Source organism: Streptomyces xingningensis (assembly GCF_054957865.1).
On sequence record NZ_JBDJPF010000067.1, the window covers coordinates 1 to 18,871 of the forward strand.

Sequence of the window (18,871 nt, forward strand, 5' to 3'; positions counted from 1 at the left end):
AACCAGGTCTTGGGAACCGACGTCACGCATGGGCCCGGATTAACCAACAGGGTCCATCGGCGCCGGGCCCTTTAAGACTGCGCTGCGTACTGCTTGACCGCGGGCGTACTGCTTGACCGCGGGCGGCCTACTTGACCGCGGGCGGCTTCCGCAGCGAGAGGTGCAGCTCCTTGAGCCGCGCCTCGTCGACCTCGCTGGGGGCGCCCATCAGCAGGTCCTGGGCGTTGCCGTTGAGCGGGAAGGCGATGGTCTCGCGGATGTTGGGCTCATCGGCGAGGAGCATCACGATGCGGTCCACGCCCGGGGCGATGCCGCCGTGCGGCGGGGCGCCGAACTTGAACGCCCGGAGCATGCCGCCGAACTCGTGCTCGACCTCTTCGTTCGAGTAACCGGCGATCTCGAACGCCTTGTACATGACGTCCGGCTCATGGTTCCGGATGGCGCCGGAGGACAGCTCGGTGCCGTTGCAGACGATGTCGTACTGCCAGGCGAGGATGTCCAGCGGGTCCATGGTGTTGAGGGCCTCGAGGCCGCCCTGGGGCATGGAGAACGGGTTGTGGGAGAACTCGATCTGCCCGGTGTCCTCGTTCTTCTCAAACATCGGGAAGTCGACGATCCAGCAGAAGCGGAAGACGTTCTCCTCGAAGTGGCCGGCTCGCTTGGCGGCCTCGACGCGGACCGCGCCCATGATCCTGGAGACCTCGTCGAACTCGCCGGCGCCGAAGAAGATGGCATGGCCGGGGGCCAGGTCCAGGGCCTCGGTGAGCGCCTTGACGTCCTCCTCGGTGAGGAACTTGGCGATCGGGCCGGAGAGTTCTGTGATTTCTTCGCCTTCGCCGACGACACGGACCCAGGCCAGGCCCTTGGCGCCCTGCTCGACCGCGTACTCGCCGAGGCCGTCGAAGAACTTGCGGGACTGCCCGGCGGTGTCCGGCACGGCCAGCGCGCGGACGTGCTTGCCCGCGAAGGCCTTGAAGCCGCTGTCCGCGAACACGGCCGAAACATCGACCAGTTCGAGCTTGGCGCGCAGGTCCGGCTTGTCGGAGCCGTACTTGAGCATCGCCTCGCGGAACGGGATGCGCGGGAACGGGGAGGTGACATGGCGGCCGTTGCCGAACTCCTCGAAGAGGTCGGTCATGACCTTCTCGATCACCTGGAAGACGTCCTCCTGCTCGACGAAGGACATCTCCATGTCGAGCTGGTAGAACTCGCCCGGCGAGCGGTCGGCGCGGGCGTCCTCGTCGCGGAAGCAGGGCGCGATCTGGAAGTAGCGGTCAAAGCCCGCGATCATCAGCAGCTGCTTGAACTGCTGCGGGGCCTGCGGCAGGGCATAGAACTTGCCGGCGTGCAGCCGGGAGGGCACCAGGAAGTCGCGTGCGCCCTCGGGGGAGGTGGCGGACAGGATCGGAGTGGCCAGCTCGTTGAAGCCGAGGGCGGTCATCTTCTCGCGCATCGCGCGGATGACCTGGGTGCGCAGCATGATGTTGCGGTGCATGCGCTCGCGGCGCAGGTCGAGGAAGCGGTACTCCAGGCGGCGTTCCTCGTTCACCCCGTCCTCGGCGTTGATGGTGAAGGGGATCTGCTCGGCGGCGCCCAGCACCTCCACCTCGGTGACCTCGACCTCGATCTCGCCGGTGGGCAGGTCGGGGTTGACGTTCTCGGCGCCGCGGTTCATGACCTTGCCGTCGACCCGGACGACGGTCTCCTTGGTGAGGTGGCTCAGCGCCTCGTTGGCGGGGGTGCCGGGGCGGGCGACCAGCTGGACCAGGCCGTGGTGGTCACGGAGATCGATGAAGAGGATGCCGCCCAGGTCGCGCCGATTGTGCAGCCAGCCACTCAGTCGCACGTCGGTGTCGACGTCAGCCGCACGGAGCTCGCCGCAGGTGTGGGACCGGTAACGATGCATCGTTCATCCAAGTCGTGGTCGAAGGCGTTGATCGAGGGGGCGCTGCGCTGGCTCGCCGCACTGGGTTAGCGTGCATACAGCACTGGGCAAGGGTACTGCCACGTCCGCCTTCGGTGGTCTGCACTGCACAGACCTGCATAAAGTAGGGCAATGCGCACCGAGGACGTACTGGCCGCCGTCGCGACCGGGCTGTGGCACTGGGACAACACCTCGGGAATCGTCACCTTCGACGCCGAGGCGGCGCGGCTGATGGGCCTGCCCGCGAAGCGCGTGGAGCTGACCGAGTCGGCCGCCAGGGCCCGCTTCCACGCCGTCGACTGGGTGGAGATCCAGGGCGTCATCAGCCTCGCGGTGGCCGAGGGCACGCTTGCCGAGGCCCGGCTGCGGGTGGTCGACGAGGCGGGGCGGGTACTGCGGACCGTACGCAGCCGGACCAAGCCGGTGAGCGGGGGCCCCGAGGGCTATGTGCTGGTGGGGATCCTGGAGGAGGTTCCCCAGCCGCAGCAGGGCACCGCTCCCGCGCGTCCGTCCACCGTCACCGGCGACTGGCGGCGCAACCGCGAGGCCTTTCTGCTGGACGCGGGCCGGGCGCTGGCCGAGGCGCGGTCGACCTCCGAGGTGCTGCGGGTGGCGGCGGGCCTGTCGATGCCGGGGTTCGAGCCGTCGGCGCTGGCGGTCTACGGGGCCGAGGCCGGCCGGATGACGATGATCGGCCAGCATGGCTACGGCCCGGACGACCTGGAAGCGTTCCTCGACATACCGCTGGACTCCCGCCATCCCGCCGCCGAGGTGATCCGCACCGGCCGGGCGATCTACATCCCCTCCCCCGCGGACTATGAGCGCCGCTTCCCGGAGGTCTGGGCGCTGATCGCCCGGTTCCGGCGGCAGTCCTGGGCGTTCCTGCCACTGATCAACGCGGGCCAGCGGATCGGCGCCTGGATGGCCGGGTTCAGCGTCCCGGTGAGCTTCACCCCCGATGAGCGCTCGGTGCTCACCACGGTCGCCCGGATGCTCGCCCAGGCGCTCAGCCGGGCCAGTGACCACGAGGCGGAGAAGGAGCTGTCGGTCGGCCTGCAGCGCTCGATGATGCCGACCGTGCAGCCGGACATCCCCGGGATGTCGGTGGCCGCGCGCTATGTGCCGACCGGCGGCGGGCTGCAGGTGGGCGGCGACTGGTACGACATGATCCCGCTGCCCACCGGCAAGAGCGCCCTGGTCATCGGGGACGTCCAGGGGCATGACGTACGGGCCGCCGGGCTGATGGGGCAGCTGCGGATCGCGCTGCGCGCGTATGCCTCGGAGGGCCACCACCCGGACGCCGTGCTCTCCCGCGCCTCGCGCTTTCTGGCGGGGATCAACGGCACCCGGCCGGAGGATGCGGATCCGCGCTTCGCCACCTGTCTCTATATCGAGGTGGACCCCGCCACCGGGCTGCTGGTGATCGCCCGGGCGGGCCACCCCGACCCGGCGATCCGGCTGAGCGACGGCACCATGCTCGTACGGTCCACGGCGGGCGGGCTGCCGCTGGGCATCGATCCGGACACCGACTACCCGACCACCCGGATCGTTCTGGAGCCCGGCGAGACGATGATGGTCTGCACGGACGGGCTGATCGAGACCGGCGGCCATGACCTGGAGACCGGCTGGAGCCGGCTGCGCGAGATCATCGAGGGTCACCCGCTGCAGGAGGCCGAGGACGGCCTGGAGCGGCTCGCGGACGCGCTGGTCCAGGGGGTGCACGGCCCCTCCTCGCACTACACCACCGGGCCGCTGGCGGACCGGCGGGAGGACGACATCGCCGTGCTGCTGCTGCACCGGGAGCCGCCGGTCACGCCCGCCGCCGGCCTGCCGGCGCCGCCACGGCGGACGGTGCTGAGCATCGCCCAGGCCGAGCCGGAGCGCCTCGCGGAGGCGCGGCAGCAGGTGCGCGAGCTGATGCACGACTGGCCGGACGGGGACCAGGTGGACTCGGCGGTGCTGATGGTCTCCGAGATGGTCACCAATGTGCTGGTCCACACGGACGGCGACGCGCTGCTGATGGCCTCGATATCCGGGGCGCCCGGCAATCGCCGCGTCCGGGTCGATGTCGCGGACGCCAGCGATGAGCTGCCGCACCGGCGGCACCCGGGGGAGATGGCCTCCTCCGGGCGCGGTCTGGTGCTGATGGAACTGCTCGCCGGGGCGTGGGGGGTGGAGCCTCAGGGCGAGGGCAAGAACATCTGGTTCGAGCTCTATGAGGCGGCCTCGCCGCTGCACGCCGACCTGGAGTCGATCACCTAGTTGCCACTGGTTTCCACGGGGCGGCTCACACCGCGTCGGCGGGGACCGTGCCCAGCCGGCCCGCCTGGAAGTCCTCAAAGGCCTGCGCGAGCTCGGCGTGGGTGTTCATCACAAACGGCCCGTAGTGCTGCATCGGCTCCCTGATCGGCTGCCCGCCCAGCAGCACGAACTCGAAGTCGGGGCTGCGCGACTCCTGCGCAGCGTCCGCCCGGACGGTGAGCGAGTCCCCGTTGCCGAAGACCACGGACTGGCCCGTCCGGAACGGCCGTCCCTCCGGGCCCGCCGTGCCCCGCCCGGACAGGGCGTAGGCGAGGGCGTTGAAGTCGGGCTGCCAGGGCAGCGTCAGCTCCGCGCCGGGGGTGAGCGACACATGCAGCATCGTGATCGGGGTGTGGGTGGCCCCCGGGCCGCGGTGCCCGGCGAGCTCGCCCGCGATCAGCCGCAGCAGCGCACCGCCGTCCGAGGACGTCAGCAGGGTGACCTTGCCGCCGCCGATGTCCTGATAGCGGGGGGCCATCATCTTGTCCTTCTTCGGCAGGTTCACCCACAGCTGCAGGCCGTGGAAGAGGCCGCCGCTGACGACCAGCGCCTCCGGCGGCGCCTCGATGTGCAGCAGACCGGAGCCGGCCGTCATCCACTGGGTGTCGCCGTCGGAGATGGTGCCGCCACCGCCGTGCGAGTCCTGGTGGTTCATGATCCCGTCGATCATGTAGGTGACGGTCTCGAAGCCGCGGTGCGGGTGCCAGGGGGTTCCCTTGGCCTCACCGGGCGCGTATTCCACCTCGCCCATCTGGTCCATCATGATGAACGGGTCGAGGTACCGGTAGTTGATCCCCGCGAAGGCACGGCGGACGGGGAAGCCCTCGCCCTCGTATCCGCTCGGGGCGGTGGCGACGTGCAGCACCGGCCGCTGCCGGGCATCCGCCGGAGCGGCGACGCGAGGCAGGGTCAGCGGGTTCTCGACGGTCACTGCAGGCATGTCGGCCTCCTCGGGTTGTTCTGCTGTCAATTTAGTTGAAGGATGAACAACCCGCAAGGGCGCCCGCATTCCCGCCAGCGTTTCCGCCCGCGTTTCCGCCCTTCGAAGCGGCTCCCGCCAGGGCGTTTCCGGTACCCCTGCCGATGCTGGACACTTGATCAATGCGCCTGAAAGTCAGCGGCCCCGGTCCGGCCGGCCTCACCGCCCTCGTCGCCGCCCTGGTGGCCCTGGCCGTAGTCGGACTGCTGGTGGCCACCAGAGGCGCGGCCACGGACGAGCCCCTCGCGCAGGGCGAGCCCTCCGGCCACTACCAGGAGCCCGGCGACCTGGGCGACAGAGCCGCCGAGGCGATGCGCTCCGCGGTGCGCCATCCCCAGGCCCCGCCGCGGTCGGCGGATCCGCGCCCGGCGGACCGCTCCGCCCGCACCGATGCGCTGCCCCCCTCCAAGCCGCTGGAGGCGAGGGGCATGTCCACCTCCCCCGCGATCGGGGCACTGTTCTACACCAGCCTGGACGAGCCGGCCCACGGCTGCACCGCGAGCGTGGTGCACAGCCCCAAGGGCGATCTGCTGGTCACCGCCGCGCACTGCGTCTACCAGGACGGCTTCCGCACCGACCTGGCCTTCGCCCCCGGCTATCACGACGGGGTGGCGCCCTACGGGGTGTGGGTCCCGACGGCCGTCGACATCGCCCCGGAGTGGATCCAGGACCGCGACGAGGACCATGACGTGGCCTTCATCCGGGTGCGCAAGGCGGGCGCGGACGTCCCGGTCGAGAAGGTGACGGGCGCCGAGCGGATCCGCTTCGGCCCCGAGCCGGGCCGGCCGGCCCGGGTGCTGGGCTACCCCAGCGACAGCGAGACGCCGGTCGGCTGCCAGAACACCACCAAGGCCTTCAGCGCCACCCAGCTGCAGTTCGACTGCCAGGGCCTGCCCAGTGGCACCAGCGGCAGCCCGGTCCTCACCGACGTCGACCCGGCCACCGGGCTGGGCACGGTCAACGGCGTGCTGGGCGGCAAGGACGAGGGCGGCGACGACGAGACCTCGTACAGCTCGTACTTCGGCGACGCGGTGCAGGCGCTCTACAAACGAGCGACGACCTGAGCAGACCGCTCAGCCATACATCCGGCGCATCGCGAAGTCGACCATCTGCTCGACGGCCTTGGCGTCGAAGACCATCCGGTGGTCGCCCTCCATGTCGAGGACGAAGCCATAGCCGGTCGGCAGCAGGTCGATCACCTCGGCCCCGGTGATCACGAAGTACTTGGACTCCTTGCCCGCATACCTGCGCAGCTCCTTGAGCGAGGTGAACATCGGGATCACCGGCTGCTGGGTGTTGTGCAGCGCCAGGAAGCCCGGGTTCTCCCCGCGCGGGCAGTAGACCTTGGAGTTGGCGAAGATCACCTGGAAGTCCTCGGGGGACATCGATCCGGTGGTGAAGGCCCGTACCGCATCGGCCAGCGACGGTGGCGACGGCTCGGGGTAGAGCGGCTGCTCCGCATAGCCGCCGGGCTGCTGCTGCGGCACATAGCCCTGTTGTCCCACGTTCTGGTCGTAGCCGTACATGGACCAAAGCGTAACCAGTCACAGTTGGCCGAACAGGGGTTGCGTCTTATTACCGGTGGGTAGCATCATGCAGCTTACTGACTGGTACGCACAGAGGCTTGCCCCTCTCGTCACCCCCTTACGGAGCCGAAGTCATGGGCCACTACAAGTCGAATCTCCGCGACATCGAGTTCAACCTCTTCGAGGTGCTCGGTCGCGACAAGCTGTACGGCACCGGCCCGTTCGCGGAGATGGATGTCGAGACCGCCAAGAGCGTGCTGTCGGAGATCGCCCGCCTCTCGGAGAACGAGCTGGCCGCGTCGTATGTGGACGCCGACCGCAACCCGCCGGTGTTCGACCCGGAGACCAACACCGCGCCGGTTCCGGAGTCGTTCAAGAAGAGCTACCAGGCCTACATGGACGCCGAGTGGTGGCGGCTGGGCATTCCGGAGGGCATCGGCGGCACCACCGTGCCGCGCTCGCTGCTCTGGGCCTACGCGGAGACCATCCTGGGCGCCAACCCGGCCGTGTGGATGTACTCTTCGGGCCCCGCCTTCGCGGGTGTGCTCCACGCCGAGGGCACCGAGCAGCAGAAGCACATCGCCAAGGTGGCGGTGGAGAAGCAGTGGGGCTCGACCATGGTACTGACCGAGCCGGACGCCGGTTCGGACGTGGGCGCCGGGCGCACCAAGGCCGTTCAGCAGGCGGACGGCTCCTGGCACATCGAGGGTGTGAAGCGCTTCATCACCTCGGGCGAGCACGACATGAGCGAGAACATCCTGCACTATGTGCTCGCCCGCCCCGAGGGGCACGGCCCGGGCACCAAGGGCCTGTCGCTCTTCCTCGTGCCCAAGTACGAGTTCGACTTCGAGACCGGTGAACTGGGCGCCCGCAATGGCGTCTATGCCACCAATGTCGAGCACAAGATGGGCCTGAAGGCCTCCAACACCTGTGAGATGACCTTCGGCGACAAGCACCCCGCCAAGGGCTGGCTGATCGGCGAGAAGCACGACGGCATCCGCCAGATGTTCATGATCATCGAGTTCGCCCGGATGATGGTCGGCACCAAGGCCATCGCCACCCTCTCCACCGGCTACCTCAACGCCCTCGAGTACGCCAAGGAGCGGGTGCAGGGCCCGGACCTGGCCAACTTCACCGACAAAAAGGCCCCCAAGGTCACCATCACCCACCACCCCGACGTACGCCGCTCGCTGATGACGCAGAAGGCCTACGCGGAGGGCATGCGCTCCCTCGTCCTCTACACCGCCACCGTCCAGGACGAGATCCTGGCCAAGGAAGCGGCCGGCGACGACGACACGGCCGCCAAACTGCACGGCCTCAACGACCTGCTGCTGCCCATCGTCAAGGGCTATGGCTCCGAGAAGTCCTACGAGCAACTCGCCCAGTCCCTGCAGACCTTCGGCGGCTCCGGCTACCTGCAGGAGTACCCCATCGAGCAGTACATCCGGGACGCGAAGATCGACACCCTCTATGAGGGCACCACCGCGATCCAGGGCCAGGACTTCTTCTTCCGCAAGATCGTCCGCGACCAGGGCCGGGCCCTGACCACCCTCTCCGAGGAGATCAAGAAGTTCCTCGCCGAGGCCCCCGGCGGCGAGGAACTCACCGCCGCCCGCGATGAGCTGGCCAAGGCCGCGGTGGACCTGGAGGGCATCGTCGGCGCCATGCTGACCGACCTCGCCGCCACCGAACAGGACGTCAAGTCCATCTACAAGGTCGGCCTCAACACCACCCGCCTGCTGATGGCTTCGGGCGATGTGGTCGTCGGCTATCTGCTGCTCAAGGGCGCGGCGGTGGCCGCCGACAAGCTGCCCTCGGCCTCCGCCAAGGACAAGTCCTTCTACCAGGGCAAGATCGCGGCGGCGAAGTTCTTCGCCCACCATGTGCTGCCGGGTGTCGCCACCGAGCGTGCTCTCGCCGAGTCGGTGGACCAGTCGCTGATGGAGCTGGACGAGGCGTCCTTCTGAGGCGTCTCTCGTCCGTGCAAGGGCCTGCTCCGAGGGGAGAGCAGGCCCTTGCACGTCACACGGGCCCGGGCCCCGCCCGCCGCTTGCCGCGGTGCCTATCCTGGAGGCCATGAGCTCTGCGCACCGCTTCGACCGCGGCCACACCGACGACATGATGTCCTTCCTCGCGGCGAGCCCCTCGCCCTACCACGCGGTGGCCAACGCCGCCGAACGGCTGGAGAAGGCAGGGTTCCGGCAGCTCGCGGAGACCGACCCCTGGGACGGCACGACCGGAGGCAGGTATGTGGTGCGCGGCGGTGCCATCATCGCCTGGTACGTGCCCGAGGGAGTGACCGCGGCCACCCCGTTCCGGGTCGTCGGTGCGCACACCGACTCCCCCAATCTGCGCGTCAAGCCGCTGCCCGACACCGGCTCGCGGGGCTGGCGGCAGGTCGCCGTGGAGATCTACGGCGGCACCCTGCTCAACACCTGGCTCGACCGTGACCTCGGTCTCTCCGGACGGCTCACGCTCCGCGACGGCAGCGACCGGCTGGTCAACATCGACCGGCCGCTGCTGCGCGTGCCCCAGCTCGCCATCCATCTCGACCGGGGCGTCAACGACGGGCTGAAGCTCGACAAGCAGCGCCATATGACGCCGATTTGGGGCCTGGGCACGGTCCAGGAGGGCGACCTGATCCGCTGTGTCGCCGAGGAGGCCGAGGTCGCCGCCGAGGAGATCAGCGGCTGGGACCTGATGGTGCACAGCGTCGAGGCCCCCGCCTACCTGGGCCGGGACCGCGAGCTGGTGGCGGGGCCGCGGATGGACAACCTGCTGTCCGTGCACGCCGGAGTGGCCGCGCTCACCACCGCGGTCACCGGCGAACAACTGCCGTACATTCCGGTGCTCGCCGCGTTCGACCACGAGGAGAACGGCAGCCAGTCCGACACCGGCGCCGAGGGCCCGCTGCTGGGCAATGTCCTGGAGCGCTCGGTGTTCGCCCGCGGGGGCGGCTACGAGGACAAGGCCCGGGCCCTGGCCGGCACCGTCTGCCTGTCCTCCGACACCGGCCACGCCGTGCACCCCAACTACGCGGACCGGCACGACCCTGGCCACCACCCGCTGCCCAACGGCGGTCCGCTGCTGAAGACCAACGTCAACCAGCGGTACGCCACCGACGGTGTCGGACGAGCCGTCTTCACCGCCGCCTGTGAGCGCGCCGGGGTGCCCGTCCAGCACTTCGTGTCCAACAACTCCGTGCCCTGCGGCACCACCATCGGCCCCATCACGGCCGCCCGGCACGGCATCACCACGGTGGACATCGGCGTCGCACTGCTGTCCATGCATTCCGCGCGCGAGCTGTGCGGTGCGGACGATCCCTGGCTGCTGGCCGCGGCGTTGACCGCCTTCCTGGAGGGTTGACGCGGCGGTACCCCCGGACTGCGGGATGATCCTGGCGTACTACCGACCGCAGACATCCCACCGGGGGAACCCATGAACACCCACACCCTGCGTGCTGCCGCCGCCACCCTCACCGCCGTGGCCGCCCTGACCCTCACCGCCTGCGGTGGCGGCGGCGGTTCGGACGACAAGGACGCCAAGGACAAGAACGACGCCGCCTCGAGCGCCCAGGCGGACGGCGCCGACGGGGGCGACGACGGCGAGGACAGCGCCGACAAGGGCGCCAGCAAGGGGGATGCCTGTTCCCCCGCCGATGTGAAGTTCGAGACCAGGGCCGTGCCGTCGCACGACCGTCATCTGCTGCTGGTGGCCACCGCCAAGAAGGCATGCGTCGCCTACGGCTTCCCGTTCCTCCGCTTCGACCAGGACCAGGCCACGGTGGGCGCGATCGACGACAGCAAGCCGAAGGGCGCCGTGCGGCTGGCGGCGGGCAAGTCGGCCTATGCGAGCGTGCAGACCACGGCCGCGGACGGATCCGGGGGCAAGGCGCGGGGGGCCAAGCAGGCGTCCGTCGCCTTCCAGGTCGCCGGCGGTGACCAGGTGGAGGGCGGCGAGGCCGAGGCGGCGCTGCCCGGTGGAAGCCTGCAGGTCGACGACTCGGCGCGGACGACCTACTGGCAGGAGAGCGAGGCCGCCGCGCTCAAGTGGTAGCACCGCTTAGACCCGCGAGCACCAGCGGCAGCCGGTCCGCGCCGCCGCCGGTGACCCGCACCGGAACTCCCCAGTCCTGCTGGTGCACATGGCAGGCCGGGTACTCGTTCAACTGGTCGTCGTCGCAGGACGCCGCCATGGCGGAGACATGCAGCACGCCCTCGCCCACCCCGTCCGCGAGGACCAGCGCCCGGCTCAGGTCGGTGCCCTGGCCCGCGCCCTCCGCCAGGAGCTCCGGCGGGGTGGAGCTCACCAGCAACCGGGTCGAAGGCCCATACCTTGTGTCCAGCTTCTGGCCCGCCGGGGCCTGGAAGACCACGTCCAGCAGCAGCCGCCCGGGGGCGACCTCGGTCGCCTCCCGCCGGGTGCGGTGGGCCACGGCCCGGACCTTGACGGCCTCCTCCGGCAGCCGCAGCCGGGTCAGCCGGTGCCGGGCGGACTCGACGACCACGATGTCCTCCCCGGCGAGAACGGCGCCGGAGGGCTCCCGCAGATCGGTCGCCAGCGTGGTCACCTCGTCCGTCGCCGGGTCATAGCGGCGCAGCGCATGGTTGTAGGTGTCGGCGACGGCCACCGAGCCGTCGGGCAGCGCGGTGACGCCCAACGGGTGCTGGAACAAGGCCTGTTGGGCGGCCCCGTCCCGGTGGCCGAAGTCGAACAGGCCGGTTCCGACGGCGGTGCGGACGGCGAAGCCCGCACCCTCGCGGGTCAGGCAGCGCAGTGCGGATGTCTCGGAGTCGGCGATCCACAGCCGGTCCTCGGTCGCGGCGAGCCCGGAGGGCTGGGCGAACCAGGCCTCCGCGGCGGGCCCGTCGACCAGGCCCTCGTTGGTCGTCCCGGCTGCGACGGCGACCGTGCCGGTGGCCGGGTCGTAGGTCCACAGCTGGTGGACGCCCGCCATGGCGATCCAGAGCCGGTCCGCGAACCAGGCCACGTCCCAGGGCGAGGAGAGGTCGATCTCACGGGCGGGGCCGGAGCCGGCACCGCCCTGCCACCACTGGCGGCCGGTGCCGGCGATCGTCTCCACGGCCCCGGCCTCCGGGTCGTATGCGCGCAGCGCGTGGTTGACCGTGTCCGCGACGACGACCCTCCCGTCGGGGAGCAGCGCGAGCCCCTGCGGCTCGCTGAACCGCGCCGGGCTGTCCGTGAACCCGCGCTCACCGGTACCGATGCGCCGTACGACGGTCTCCCCGTCGGCGGCCAGCTCGACCAGCTGGTGCCGGGTGGTGTCCGAGACCAGGAAGGTGCCGGATGGCAGGGCGACCGCCTTCCCGGGGAAGCGCAGGTCGGTCGCCTCCGGCTCGGGCGCCACATACGGGCCTCCCCCATTGCCTGAACGGCATGGGAGGTACCCCCATCCGCGCCGCAGGGTCCCCTTCACCTGGTGCTCGGCCTCCAGCCCGGTGATCAGCGCCTCCAGCGCGTGCGCATGCCCCTCGCCCGCGTGCTGGGCCACGATGTGGCCCTCCGGGTCGATGACGACCAGCGTGGGCCAGGCCCGGACGGCGTACTGCTTCCAGGTGGCGAGCTCGGGGTCGTCGAGCACCGGATGGTGCACCTCGTAGCGCTCCACGGCGTCCACCACGGCCTGGTGCTCGGCCTCGTGCACAAACTTCGGCGAATGGACGCCGACGATCACGGTGGTGTCGCGGTGCTTCTCCTCGAGCTCGCGCAACTCGTCAAGTACATGCAGGCAGTTGACGCAGCAGAAGGTCCAAAAATCCAAGATCAATATGCGACCTCGGAAGTCGGCGAGCTTCAGATCCTTCCCGCCAGTGTTGATCCAGCCTCCCTTGCCGATCAGCTCAGGGGCACGGACACGGGGGCGGCGCGGAGCGGGGGAGGCAGCGTTCATGTGGTCAAGGGTGCCACTCGAGGATGAACGCACGATCACAGGTGCCTGACGGGATCGAGCGGACGGCCCCGCCCGCACGTCTCGGGCAAGGAACGCACAGGCGGGGCTACGGGCGCTCTTCGCGACCGGGTGGGCGTTGGAACCTGCCGTCACACCGCTCTGTGGGGGATCTGCGCGAGATGCTTGTTCCACCCCTTGCGGTAGTCGGCAGCTTCGCGCCGGGCGGCATCGGCACCATCTTGGAAGCGCTGTACACGGGCCCACTGGGCACGCCCCACGGCACCGTTGATGGCGCTTCGGTACCGGCAGCAGATACCGCACTCATCCTGTGTCGGGTACATGGGTGGACCACTCGTGTGAGCCGCAGCGGGGGCGGGTCCCAGGGTGACCATGCGGGAGTGTGCGCTCACAGGCGCTCACCCCCGACGGTGCAACTGTCCTGGTCGGCAGCGGCACTTGCCGTCTCCCGTTCCTCGGCGGTAACCGCTCTCACCACACTCGGCCGCGCCTCCCACTCACGCCCGCCGCGAGGCGGACGGAGCTGAAGGTTCGGGCCCTCATGGCCCATGACGACGCCCACTCGGTCAGAGCGCTCATCCACAACAAGCATGCCGTTCGGGGGTGAAACCCGTTGTTCAGCCATGGCCCGATCGTCCTGCTGTGCAGCGCGGGGTTACAGGGACGGAACGTCCTACTCTGACGGCCTTAGGGGGTGTCCGATGGGTCGGCCACCCCCAGGAACTCGGCGAGCCTACGCAGACCGGGTGGCCGGGTCGGCAGGGACCACAAGTCACCGACGATTGCCACGGCCAATGTGTGGTGCCGTATCCAGCCTGGCGCTACCCGTCGAAGCCTCTCAAGCGCTTTTACGGCCCCGGGGGCGTCCCCTATGTCCGTGTGAGCGCGCGCCACGTCCAGCAGCAGCCACGTCCGCCAGGACGGTGGAGTGTCCTTGCTCAGCCTCATGTCCTTGGCCAGCTTCAAAGCCTCTTCCGGCCGCTCGTGCTGAGCAGCGAGGCGGACTCGTTCAATGCGCACCGACGACCGGCTGAACACGGATACCAACTTGCCGTCCACCGGGGGCGGGAGGGCAGCCAGACGCCCCGCCGCTGCCTCCGCCGTCACCATCATCTCGTTGGCAGTCTCGTAGTCATCACTTCGCGCGTACGAGGTGGCCGCAGACATCAGCAGGCCGCCCCACACCCGGATCCCTTCCGCTGTCCCCTTGTGCCCCTGCTCCACGCTGTCGGCAGCGTGTACGGCAAGGTTTCGAGCGTCTTCCAACCGGGCCTGCCGCTGGTAGGCCCAGGCAACGGAGTTTGACACCATCGGAGCCAGCAACGGGTCCGACGAATCCCCGGCAGCAGCGTAAGCACGCTCCAGGGCCGAGAGAGCGAGATCCGTCTTGCCAAGACGGATGGCCAGGTGCCCGCCCAGTTGCAGCGCCTTGCCCAGCACGGCTTGGCCGGCCGCCCTCTGGTCGTCGTTCCCCACCGCAGCGAGCAGACGGGCGTCCGCGATGGTGCCCGGCAGCACGTCCATGAGACGACCGAACTCCGCCGAGTGGTACAGGGTCCACCCCTCGGCGAGCTCGGCCCGCAGAAGGGCAGGAGACAGCCGTTCAGCGCCCTCCGGTTCCATGGGAGGCGCGAACAAAGGCGGCATGATTGCCCGCCGAACAGCTACCAACTGGGGTGGGTCCGCGTCCCCGCTCGACGGGACACCGGGTGGGTCCCCAAGGAGGGCCGTAAGTTCTACGCCAAGTCCCTTGGCAAGGGCATGGAGTGTCGGCAATCGGGCGCTGTGCTTCCGGTGTTGTTCGAGCTTCCTGATCACATCCACGGACACGCTGGAACGTTCGGACAGTCCTTCTTGCGTGAGATCGGCGAGGCGGCGCAATCGTGCGATGCGGTCGCCCAGTTGCTCGGTGGCCATGGGCCAGAAGCTACGCCGGATCGAGGTCAGACGGTACGGACGCGGGCACGAGCGGGCGGCAGACGGCCTGGGAGCGGGCCGGGCTCAGGCCAAGCGGTCGGGCAGCGCCGCGAGGCTGAAGTTGGCCCAGGCGAAGGCGTCCATCTGGTGCTGGTCACCACTGAGGTTCACCACACGATCGACCTTGCCATCGGTGCCGAAGTGCCACACCAGGGCCCAGATGGCGTCGACTTTGCCGACGCCCTCCGGCACCACCGCAGCCGTGGCCTCGCTGGAGGAGGACTTCGGACTGCACGACTTCGAAGGACGCTCATTCCCCGGCTGGCACCACCACATGACCCTGGTCTCCGCCGCCTACGCATACGGGCGCCTCGCCGCCGGAGACAAGGCGGTATGACGGACCGATCGGGCCAGGCATTTTCCGGTGGCAATCACGCCGACGCGCCACGGGGCCGGTGCCGGTCCGCTGTCCGGAACGCATGAGTCCGCCGGTGATCGGGGCACGCGTTCCCGCAGCTCGGCAACCGGCTCTGCAGTGAATTACGGCCAACCGCCGCATGGCATTTTTGCATGCTTGCACGACAACCAGCGCCCATGGGAATGAAGTTGCTTGAAGTCGGAACGTACGCAAAGGCGCACTGACCCGTTTTTGCCTTCCGGCAGCTCCCGGGAATCCATACGTTTCTCTCGAAGCAAAGGCTTCACAAAGGAATCACCGCCGATTCGTCATGCACGGCGCGTGAGATCAGGGGAGGAAAAACATGGCAGAAATCAGAACGGCGGCCGTTGTGGCGTTTTCCACGGCAGCGCTGGTGGCCGGCGGCCTGCTGACCGCGGGAACCGCCACGGCGGCCGGTCACCACTCGGCGCTGCGGTCGGACATCGCGTACACATTCCAGAATGTCGCCACCGACCTCAACCTCGACGGCTTCGGAACGAACGACCTCAAGGTGTGGAACCCGGACGCCAGCGGTACGCAGGACTTCTACATGCTGCCCGGCCGCTTTCCGGGCTACCAGCTGAAGAACAAGTCAAAGAATCTGTGCGCAACCGCCAAGGAAAACGGTGCGGTTGTCCTGGAGAACTGTAACTCGGCGGTCAAGGCGCAGTACTGGGAATTCGACAACGTCAGCACCGGGTCACCGTTCAGCAGCGCCAAGTACCCCAACAAGTGCATCACCGACACCCGCGGCGTCAGCCAGGCCCCGGTGACGCTCGCGGTCTGCAACAACACCGACAACCAGAAGTGGCAGCCGCTGATCGGCTGAGCCGGCACACCGGAAGACCCGGGGGCGGCACCGAGACCGGTGCCGCCCCCGGCGCGCCTATGGTCCGTCGGTCCAATACCGCTGAAGCCTGTCCAGCGCTTCTTCCTTGGTCATCGTGGCGATCGTTTCCTCGGCGACCCCGACCCGGTGAATCAGCAGATGGACAAGGTCGGCGGGCAGCGTTTCCCGGGGAGGCTCGGGGCGCCCCCGGTCCGGAAGCCGACCGTGCAGGACGCAGGCCCAGAATGCCCCCTCGGCCACCTCCAGCTGATCGCGCAGGATATGCCTCCACATCGCGGCCCCATAGGCCGTGCGGTCCGCCGGGTGCGAGATCCTGGTCCGCAGGATCCGTCCGTCGTGCAGCACCAATTCATAGGTGATGTGATGTGTGCCGGTGCGTCCGCGTGCGTCACGGGCCCGCTTCCAGCTCTCGACCCGGCAGAAGCGGTCGTGGTGCTCCCGGTTCGGCTGGGGCCAGGTCATCGCGTCGCACCCACCAGCCAGTCGTGCAACTGCTGGTCATCGCTCAGGGCGATCAATTGCACCAATCCCCAGTTGTCCTGATGGTTGGGGGCGGTCCGCAGCCTGTCCTGCCAGTCCTCGGCGTATTCCCGCAGGGCTTCGACCATTTCCGCTATTGCTTCGTCGAAAGTCGTGCCATCGGCGGCAAGCGGCAGGCCGGGAAGGAACACCGACCATCCGCCGGCCTCTGCGACCACCTCTGCCTTCGGGCCGCTCACCAGCGCGAGGTACCGGCGCAACCGCTCGACATCCACGATCGCTGCCCGCCCGGCTTCACGGCGCACGGTGGCAACCCGGCCCTCCCCGGCCGCGTCCAGGAGGTCTTTCAGATGCGCACGCGCCTCGGTGTAGCTCTCGTAGTGCACTGCGGACACAGGTGCCTCCCATGGGTTCCGGCCCCGGAGTGACAACAGGGCAGAAGTACGTCAAGTACACCACGTACATCGCGTACGCGCATCAGAAGGAGGGTGCGGCTGATCGGCGTCTGAAGCGGACGGATCGGCGGCACACCACTCCGACCCGTGGTGGGATGGCCGGATGCGTATCACCACCCGTGCCCTTCCCGCCCTTCCCGCTGTTCTGGCGAGCGCCCTGCTCCTGACGGCGTGCGGATCACAGGGCGCCGACTCGCCGGGCGGTGAGGAGAAGGACGGGGTGAGGATCACCGGTGCCGGACCGTCCCCGGCCTCGGTCGAGTTCGCGGTCACCAACCATGAGACCAAGCCATTTACGTATACGGTCACCTTCGAGGCCGTATCCGCTTCCGGAGCGGTGTCGGCGCACGAGAAGCAAACGGTGTCGTCCGTGGCTCCCGGCCAAACCGCGCGGCGCACCGTGCGCATGGAGGCCACGGGGCCCGATGCGCACGGCGCCAAGCGGGTGCGGATCGCCAAGGTCAGGCGCGTCCCCTCGGACGAGGCACCGGCTGCCACCGGCCCCTGCCCGCCGTCCGGGCTCCGGATCACGGCTGACGACGGCGACGACGCCATGGGGCTCCGGGTCGTGGGGCTGCGCCTGGAGAACTGCGGAACCCGCACCTTCCACCTCAACGGCCACCCGCTTCTCGAGCTTCTGGACGAGGGCAGGAAGCCGGTCTCCGGCATCAGGATCCTGCACGGCAGCGGTGGTATCGCCACAGTGACCGGCTTCGACGCTCCGCCCCGGCCGGTGGACCTGAAGCCGGGCGAGACCGGATCCGCCCGCCTGATGTGGCGCAACACCACCGGCACCGACGCTCCGGTGAATGCCCCCTACGTCCGGGGCAGGACTGAGCCCGGATCCCAGCCCGTGACGGTGACTCCGGAACTCGATCTCGGCACCACGGGAAAGCTCGGTGTCAGCGCATGGGAGAAGGACCCGAAGCGATGACACAAGGCACTCAGGCCAATCGGCAGGGCACTTCAAGGTCTTCGCTCAGATAGTGGATGGCGCAGAGCCTGTGGTATCCATCCGCGATGATGAGCGGTTGGCCACGGACCAGCAGTACCGGCGACAGCTTCTCCCCGGCGTTGACCTTGTCGAGGTCGCGACGCACATGAATGTTGTCCGGACTCAACAGAGGTGACTGTGAGGCCCGGAGGATGTCCTTGGCCTTCTTCACGGTCGTCTTGGCATGCCTCAACCGCTGTACGGCTTTGGCGACTTCATCGGACGGCATCAGCAGGTCGAGATAGTCGGATGCGGCCGGGAAGTCGTGCTCTTCGGGGTCACGCTTCCACACCGGGTCAGCCATCCTGGTCCTCCTTGCCCTGTGTGGCCACGGCCTCACCGGCAGCAGACCGACCCCGGCAGGTCGGCTGTGCCACCGGTGGCCGGGCTTGACGGTGGCGGTGAACACGACGGTAGCGGACACCGGCCGTCCAGGTACGGCCCTGGACACAGGTACAGCTCTGGGTCCGGCCGTGACCTGAGTCACCGTCATCAGGGGTAGACCTCAACAGAAGTTGAGGGGACAGGATGCTGCGCGTCCGACTTGCGATTCTCACTTCTGGTGGTCACTCGTGAACAAGCCGAAAATTCTCAGCCTTCTCATGACCGCAGCAGTCGTGCCGACCATTGGTCTCGCGGTGGCGAGCCCGGCGTCCGCCGACGGCTATATCGAATGGAAGAACAAGGACACCGGCAAGTGTCTGTCCTACGAGCGCGACGACCTGCGCATCAGCCTGGCGAAATGCGGATCCCGGGCCACGAAGTGGTTCGACAACCAGCTGTCGGACAAGAACTGGAACGAGGGCGCCGTGTACCGGGGCTCCCAGTGCCTCGACAGCAATAAATGGGGAAGCGTTTACCTCACGCCGTGCGAGATCGGCAACAACTACCAGAGTTGGTCCGAGGAGAAATGGGACGGCGGCTGGGTGCTCAAGAACGTCGCCACCGGCCGCTGCCTGAACTCGACGTACGAAAGCTCGATCGTCATGACCGGTGTTTGCAGCCCGAAGAACATAGGAATGTTCTGGGAGTAAATGGGAGCAAGCAGCTCTGCAGGGCGGCGCCGAGACCGGTGCC

Annotated in this window: 17 protein-coding genes and 1 pseudogene; 9 read left to right on the top strand and 9 right to left on the bottom strand. The window is 68.8% G+C overall.

The features are described 5' to 3' along the window. Nucleotides 1-127: 127 nt before the first annotated feature. Nucleotides 128-1,906, bottom strand: coding sequence for an aspartate--tRNA ligase (gene aspS, locus ABCR83_RS27190; RefSeq protein WP_462697847.1), 1,779 nt, complete (start codon nucleotides 1,904-1,906; stop codon nucleotides 128-130). A gap of 150 nt (nucleotides 1,907-2,056) precedes the next feature. On the opposite strand from aspS, the gene ABCR83_RS27195 reads away from it, so the two are divergent. Next, on the top strand, nucleotides 2,057-4,186 hold the full coding sequence (locus ABCR83_RS27195; protein ID WP_462697848.1) for an ATP-binding SpoIIE family protein phosphatase: 2,130 nt from the start codon (nucleotides 2,057-2,059) through the stop codon (nucleotides 4,184-4,186). Nucleotides 4,187-4,211: 25 nt separating this feature from the next. Here ABCR83_RS27195 and ABCR83_RS27200 read toward each other — a convergent pair whose 3' ends face one another. Then, a complete protein-coding gene (locus ABCR83_RS27200) occupies nucleotides 4,212-5,165 on the bottom strand; it encodes a pirin family protein (RefSeq protein ID WP_462697849.1) in 954 nt (317 codons plus the stop codon). A gap of 161 nt (nucleotides 5,166-5,326) precedes the next feature. Between ABCR83_RS27200 and ABCR83_RS27205 the strand changes: the two genes are divergently transcribed. Beyond that, a complete protein-coding gene (locus ABCR83_RS27205; protein ID WP_462697850.1) occupies nucleotides 5,327-6,268 on the top strand; it encodes a trypsin-like serine peptidase in 942 nt (313 codons plus the stop codon). Nucleotides 6,269-6,277: 9 nt separating this feature from the next. On the opposite strand, the gene ABCR83_RS27210 is transcribed toward ABCR83_RS27205, so the two are convergent. After that, the gene (locus ABCR83_RS27210) at nucleotides 6,278-6,730 is read right to left on the bottom strand and encodes an SseB family protein (RefSeq protein ID WP_462697851.1); all 453 of its coding nucleotides are present in this window, start codon (nucleotides 6,728-6,730) and stop codon (nucleotides 6,278-6,280) included. A gap of 134 nt (nucleotides 6,731-6,864) precedes the next feature. On the opposite strand from ABCR83_RS27210, the gene ABCR83_RS27215 reads away from it, so the two are divergent. The 3 genes from ABCR83_RS27215 to ABCR83_RS27225 all read left to right on the top strand — a co-directional run bounded on the left by ABCR83_RS27215 (nucleotide 6,865) and on the right by ABCR83_RS27225 (nucleotide 10,786). Further along, on the top strand, nucleotides 6,865-8,697 hold the full coding sequence (locus ABCR83_RS27215; RefSeq protein ID WP_462697852.1) for an acyl-CoA dehydrogenase: 1,833 nt from the start codon (nucleotides 6,865-6,867) through the stop codon (nucleotides 8,695-8,697). A gap of 109 nt (nucleotides 8,698-8,806) precedes the next feature. Next, entirely contained in the window at nucleotides 8,807-10,096 is a 1,290-nt protein-coding gene (locus ABCR83_RS27220; RefSeq protein ID WP_462697853.1) for a M18 family aminopeptidase, read from the top strand. Between the two features lie 72 nt (nucleotides 10,097-10,168). After that, nucleotides 10,169-10,786 (top strand): DUF4232 domain-containing protein, encoded by a 618-nt coding sequence (locus ABCR83_RS27225; RefSeq protein ID WP_462697854.1) that lies wholly within the window; start codon nucleotides 10,169-10,171, stop codon nucleotides 10,784-10,786. Here ABCR83_RS27225 and ABCR83_RS27230 read toward each other — a convergent pair. From ABCR83_RS27230 to ABCR83_RS27240, 3 genes are all read right to left on the bottom strand, one after another. Beyond that, a complete protein-coding gene (locus ABCR83_RS27230; protein WP_462697855.1) occupies nucleotides 10,776-12,641 on the bottom strand; it encodes an NHL domain-containing thioredoxin family protein in 1,866 nt (621 codons plus the stop codon). The genes ABCR83_RS27225 and ABCR83_RS27230 overlap by 11 nt on opposite strands. A 406-nt stretch (nucleotides 12,642-13,047) precedes the next feature. After that, entirely contained in the window at nucleotides 13,048-13,284 is a 237-nt protein-coding gene (locus tag ABCR83_RS27235; protein ID WP_462697856.1) for a hypothetical protein, read from the bottom strand. Nucleotides 13,285-13,346: 62 nt separating this feature from the next. Then, a complete protein-coding gene (locus tag ABCR83_RS27240; protein ID WP_462697857.1) occupies nucleotides 13,347-14,576 on the bottom strand; it encodes a helix-turn-helix domain-containing protein in 1,230 nt (409 codons plus the stop codon). Between the two features lie 250 nt (nucleotides 14,577-14,826). On the opposite strand from ABCR83_RS27240, the pseudogene ABCR83_RS27245 reads away from it, so the two are divergent. Continuing rightward, nucleotides 14,827-14,973, top strand: a pseudogene (locus ABCR83_RS27245) (IS701 family transposase); the annotation flags it as partial. A 364-nt stretch (nucleotides 14,974-15,337) separates the two neighbouring features. Next, entirely contained in the window at nucleotides 15,338-15,844 is a 507-nt protein-coding gene (locus tag ABCR83_RS27250) for an RICIN domain-containing protein (RefSeq protein ID WP_462697858.1), read from the top strand. Between the two features lie 57 nt (nucleotides 15,845-15,901). Here ABCR83_RS27250 and ABCR83_RS27255 read toward each other — a convergent pair whose 3' ends face one another. Continuing rightward, nucleotides 15,902-16,327 (bottom strand): cytotoxic translational repressor of toxin-antitoxin stability system, encoded by a 426-nt coding sequence (locus tag ABCR83_RS27255; protein ID WP_462697859.1) that lies wholly within the window; start codon nucleotides 16,325-16,327, stop codon nucleotides 15,902-15,904. Next, nucleotides 16,324-16,740 (bottom strand): prevent-host-death protein, encoded by a 417-nt coding sequence (locus tag ABCR83_RS27260; RefSeq protein WP_462697860.1) that lies wholly within the window; start codon nucleotides 16,738-16,740, stop codon nucleotides 16,324-16,326. Before ABCR83_RS27260 ends, ABCR83_RS27255 begins: the two co-directional genes overlap by 4 nt. 163 nt (nucleotides 16,741-16,903) lie before the next feature. On the opposite strand from ABCR83_RS27260, the gene ABCR83_RS27265 reads away from it, so the two are divergent. Continuing rightward, nucleotides 16,904-17,734: a DUF4232 domain-containing protein gene (locus ABCR83_RS27265; RefSeq protein WP_462697861.1), complete on the top strand. Its 831-nt coding sequence runs from the start codon at nucleotides 16,904-16,906 to the stop codon at nucleotides 17,732-17,734. Nucleotides 17,735-17,744: 10 nt separating this feature from the next. Here the strand turns inward: ABCR83_RS27265 and ABCR83_RS27270 are convergent, their stop codons facing one another. Next, the gene (locus ABCR83_RS27270) at nucleotides 17,745-18,098 is read right to left on the bottom strand and encodes a hypothetical protein (RefSeq protein ID WP_462697862.1); all 354 of its coding nucleotides are present in this window, start codon (nucleotides 18,096-18,098) and stop codon (nucleotides 17,745-17,747) included. Between the two features lie 298 nt (nucleotides 18,099-18,396). Between ABCR83_RS27270 and ABCR83_RS27275 the strand changes: the two genes are divergently transcribed. Next, nucleotides 18,397-18,828, top strand: a complete 432-nt coding sequence (locus ABCR83_RS27275; RefSeq protein ID WP_462697863.1) for an RICIN domain-containing protein — start codon at nucleotides 18,397-18,399, stop codon at nucleotides 18,826-18,828. Nucleotides 18,829-18,871 lie beyond the last annotated feature (43 nt).

Excerpts from the sequence above, each read along its gene's own strand:
- aspS (WP_462697847.1), bottom strand. The coding sequence starts at position 1,906 with ATGCATCGTTACCGGTCCCACACCTGCGGCGAGCTCCGTGCGGCTGAC.
- ABCR83_RS27195 (WP_462697848.1), top strand. The coding sequence starts at position 2,057 with ATGCGCACCGAGGACGTACTGGCCGCCGTCGCGACCGGGCTGTGGCAC.
- ABCR83_RS27200 (WP_462697849.1), bottom strand. The coding sequence starts at position 5,165 with ATGCCTGCAGTGACCGTCGAGAACCCGCTGACCCTGCCTCGCGTCGCC.
- ABCR83_RS27205 (WP_462697850.1), top strand. The coding sequence starts at position 5,327 with ATGCGCCTGAAAGTCAGCGGCCCCGGTCCGGCCGGCCTCACCGCCCTC.
- ABCR83_RS27210 (WP_462697851.1), bottom strand. The coding sequence starts at position 6,730 with ATGTACGGCTACGACCAGAACGTGGGACAACAGGGCTATGTGCCGCAG.
- ABCR83_RS27215 (WP_462697852.1), top strand. The coding sequence starts at position 6,865 with ATGGGCCACTACAAGTCGAATCTCCGCGACATCGAGTTCAACCTCTTC.
- ABCR83_RS27220 (WP_462697853.1), top strand. The coding sequence starts at position 8,807 with ATGAGCTCTGCGCACCGCTTCGACCGCGGCCACACCGACGACATGATG.
- ABCR83_RS27225 (WP_462697854.1), top strand. The coding sequence starts at position 10,169 with ATGAACACCCACACCCTGCGTGCTGCCGCCGCCACCCTCACCGCCGTG.
- ABCR83_RS27230 (WP_462697855.1), bottom strand. The coding sequence starts at position 12,641 with ATGAACGCTGCCTCCCCCGCTCCGCGCCGCCCCCGTGTCCGTGCCCCT.
- ABCR83_RS27235 (WP_462697856.1), bottom strand. The coding sequence starts at position 13,284 with ATGGCTGAACAACGGGTTTCACCCCCGAACGGCATGCTTGTTGTGGAT.
- ABCR83_RS27240 (WP_462697857.1), bottom strand. The coding sequence starts at position 14,576 with ATGGCCACCGAGCAACTGGGCGACCGCATCGCACGATTGCGCCGCCTC.
- ABCR83_RS27250 (WP_462697858.1), top strand. The coding sequence starts at position 15,338 with ATGGCAGAAATCAGAACGGCGGCCGTTGTGGCGTTTTCCACGGCAGCG.
- ABCR83_RS27255 (WP_462697859.1), bottom strand. The coding sequence starts at position 16,327 with ATGACCTGGCCCCAGCCGAACCGGGAGCACCACGACCGCTTCTGCCGG.
- ABCR83_RS27265 (WP_462697861.1), top strand. The coding sequence starts at position 16,904 with ATGCGTATCACCACCCGTGCCCTTCCCGCCCTTCCCGCTGTTCTGGCG.
- ABCR83_RS27270 (WP_462697862.1), bottom strand. The coding sequence starts at position 18,098 with ATGGCTGACCCGGTGTGGAAGCGTGACCCCGAAGAGCACGACTTCCCG.
- ABCR83_RS27275 (WP_462697863.1), top strand. The coding sequence starts at position 18,397 with ATGACCGCAGCAGTCGTGCCGACCATTGGTCTCGCGGTGGCGAGCCCG.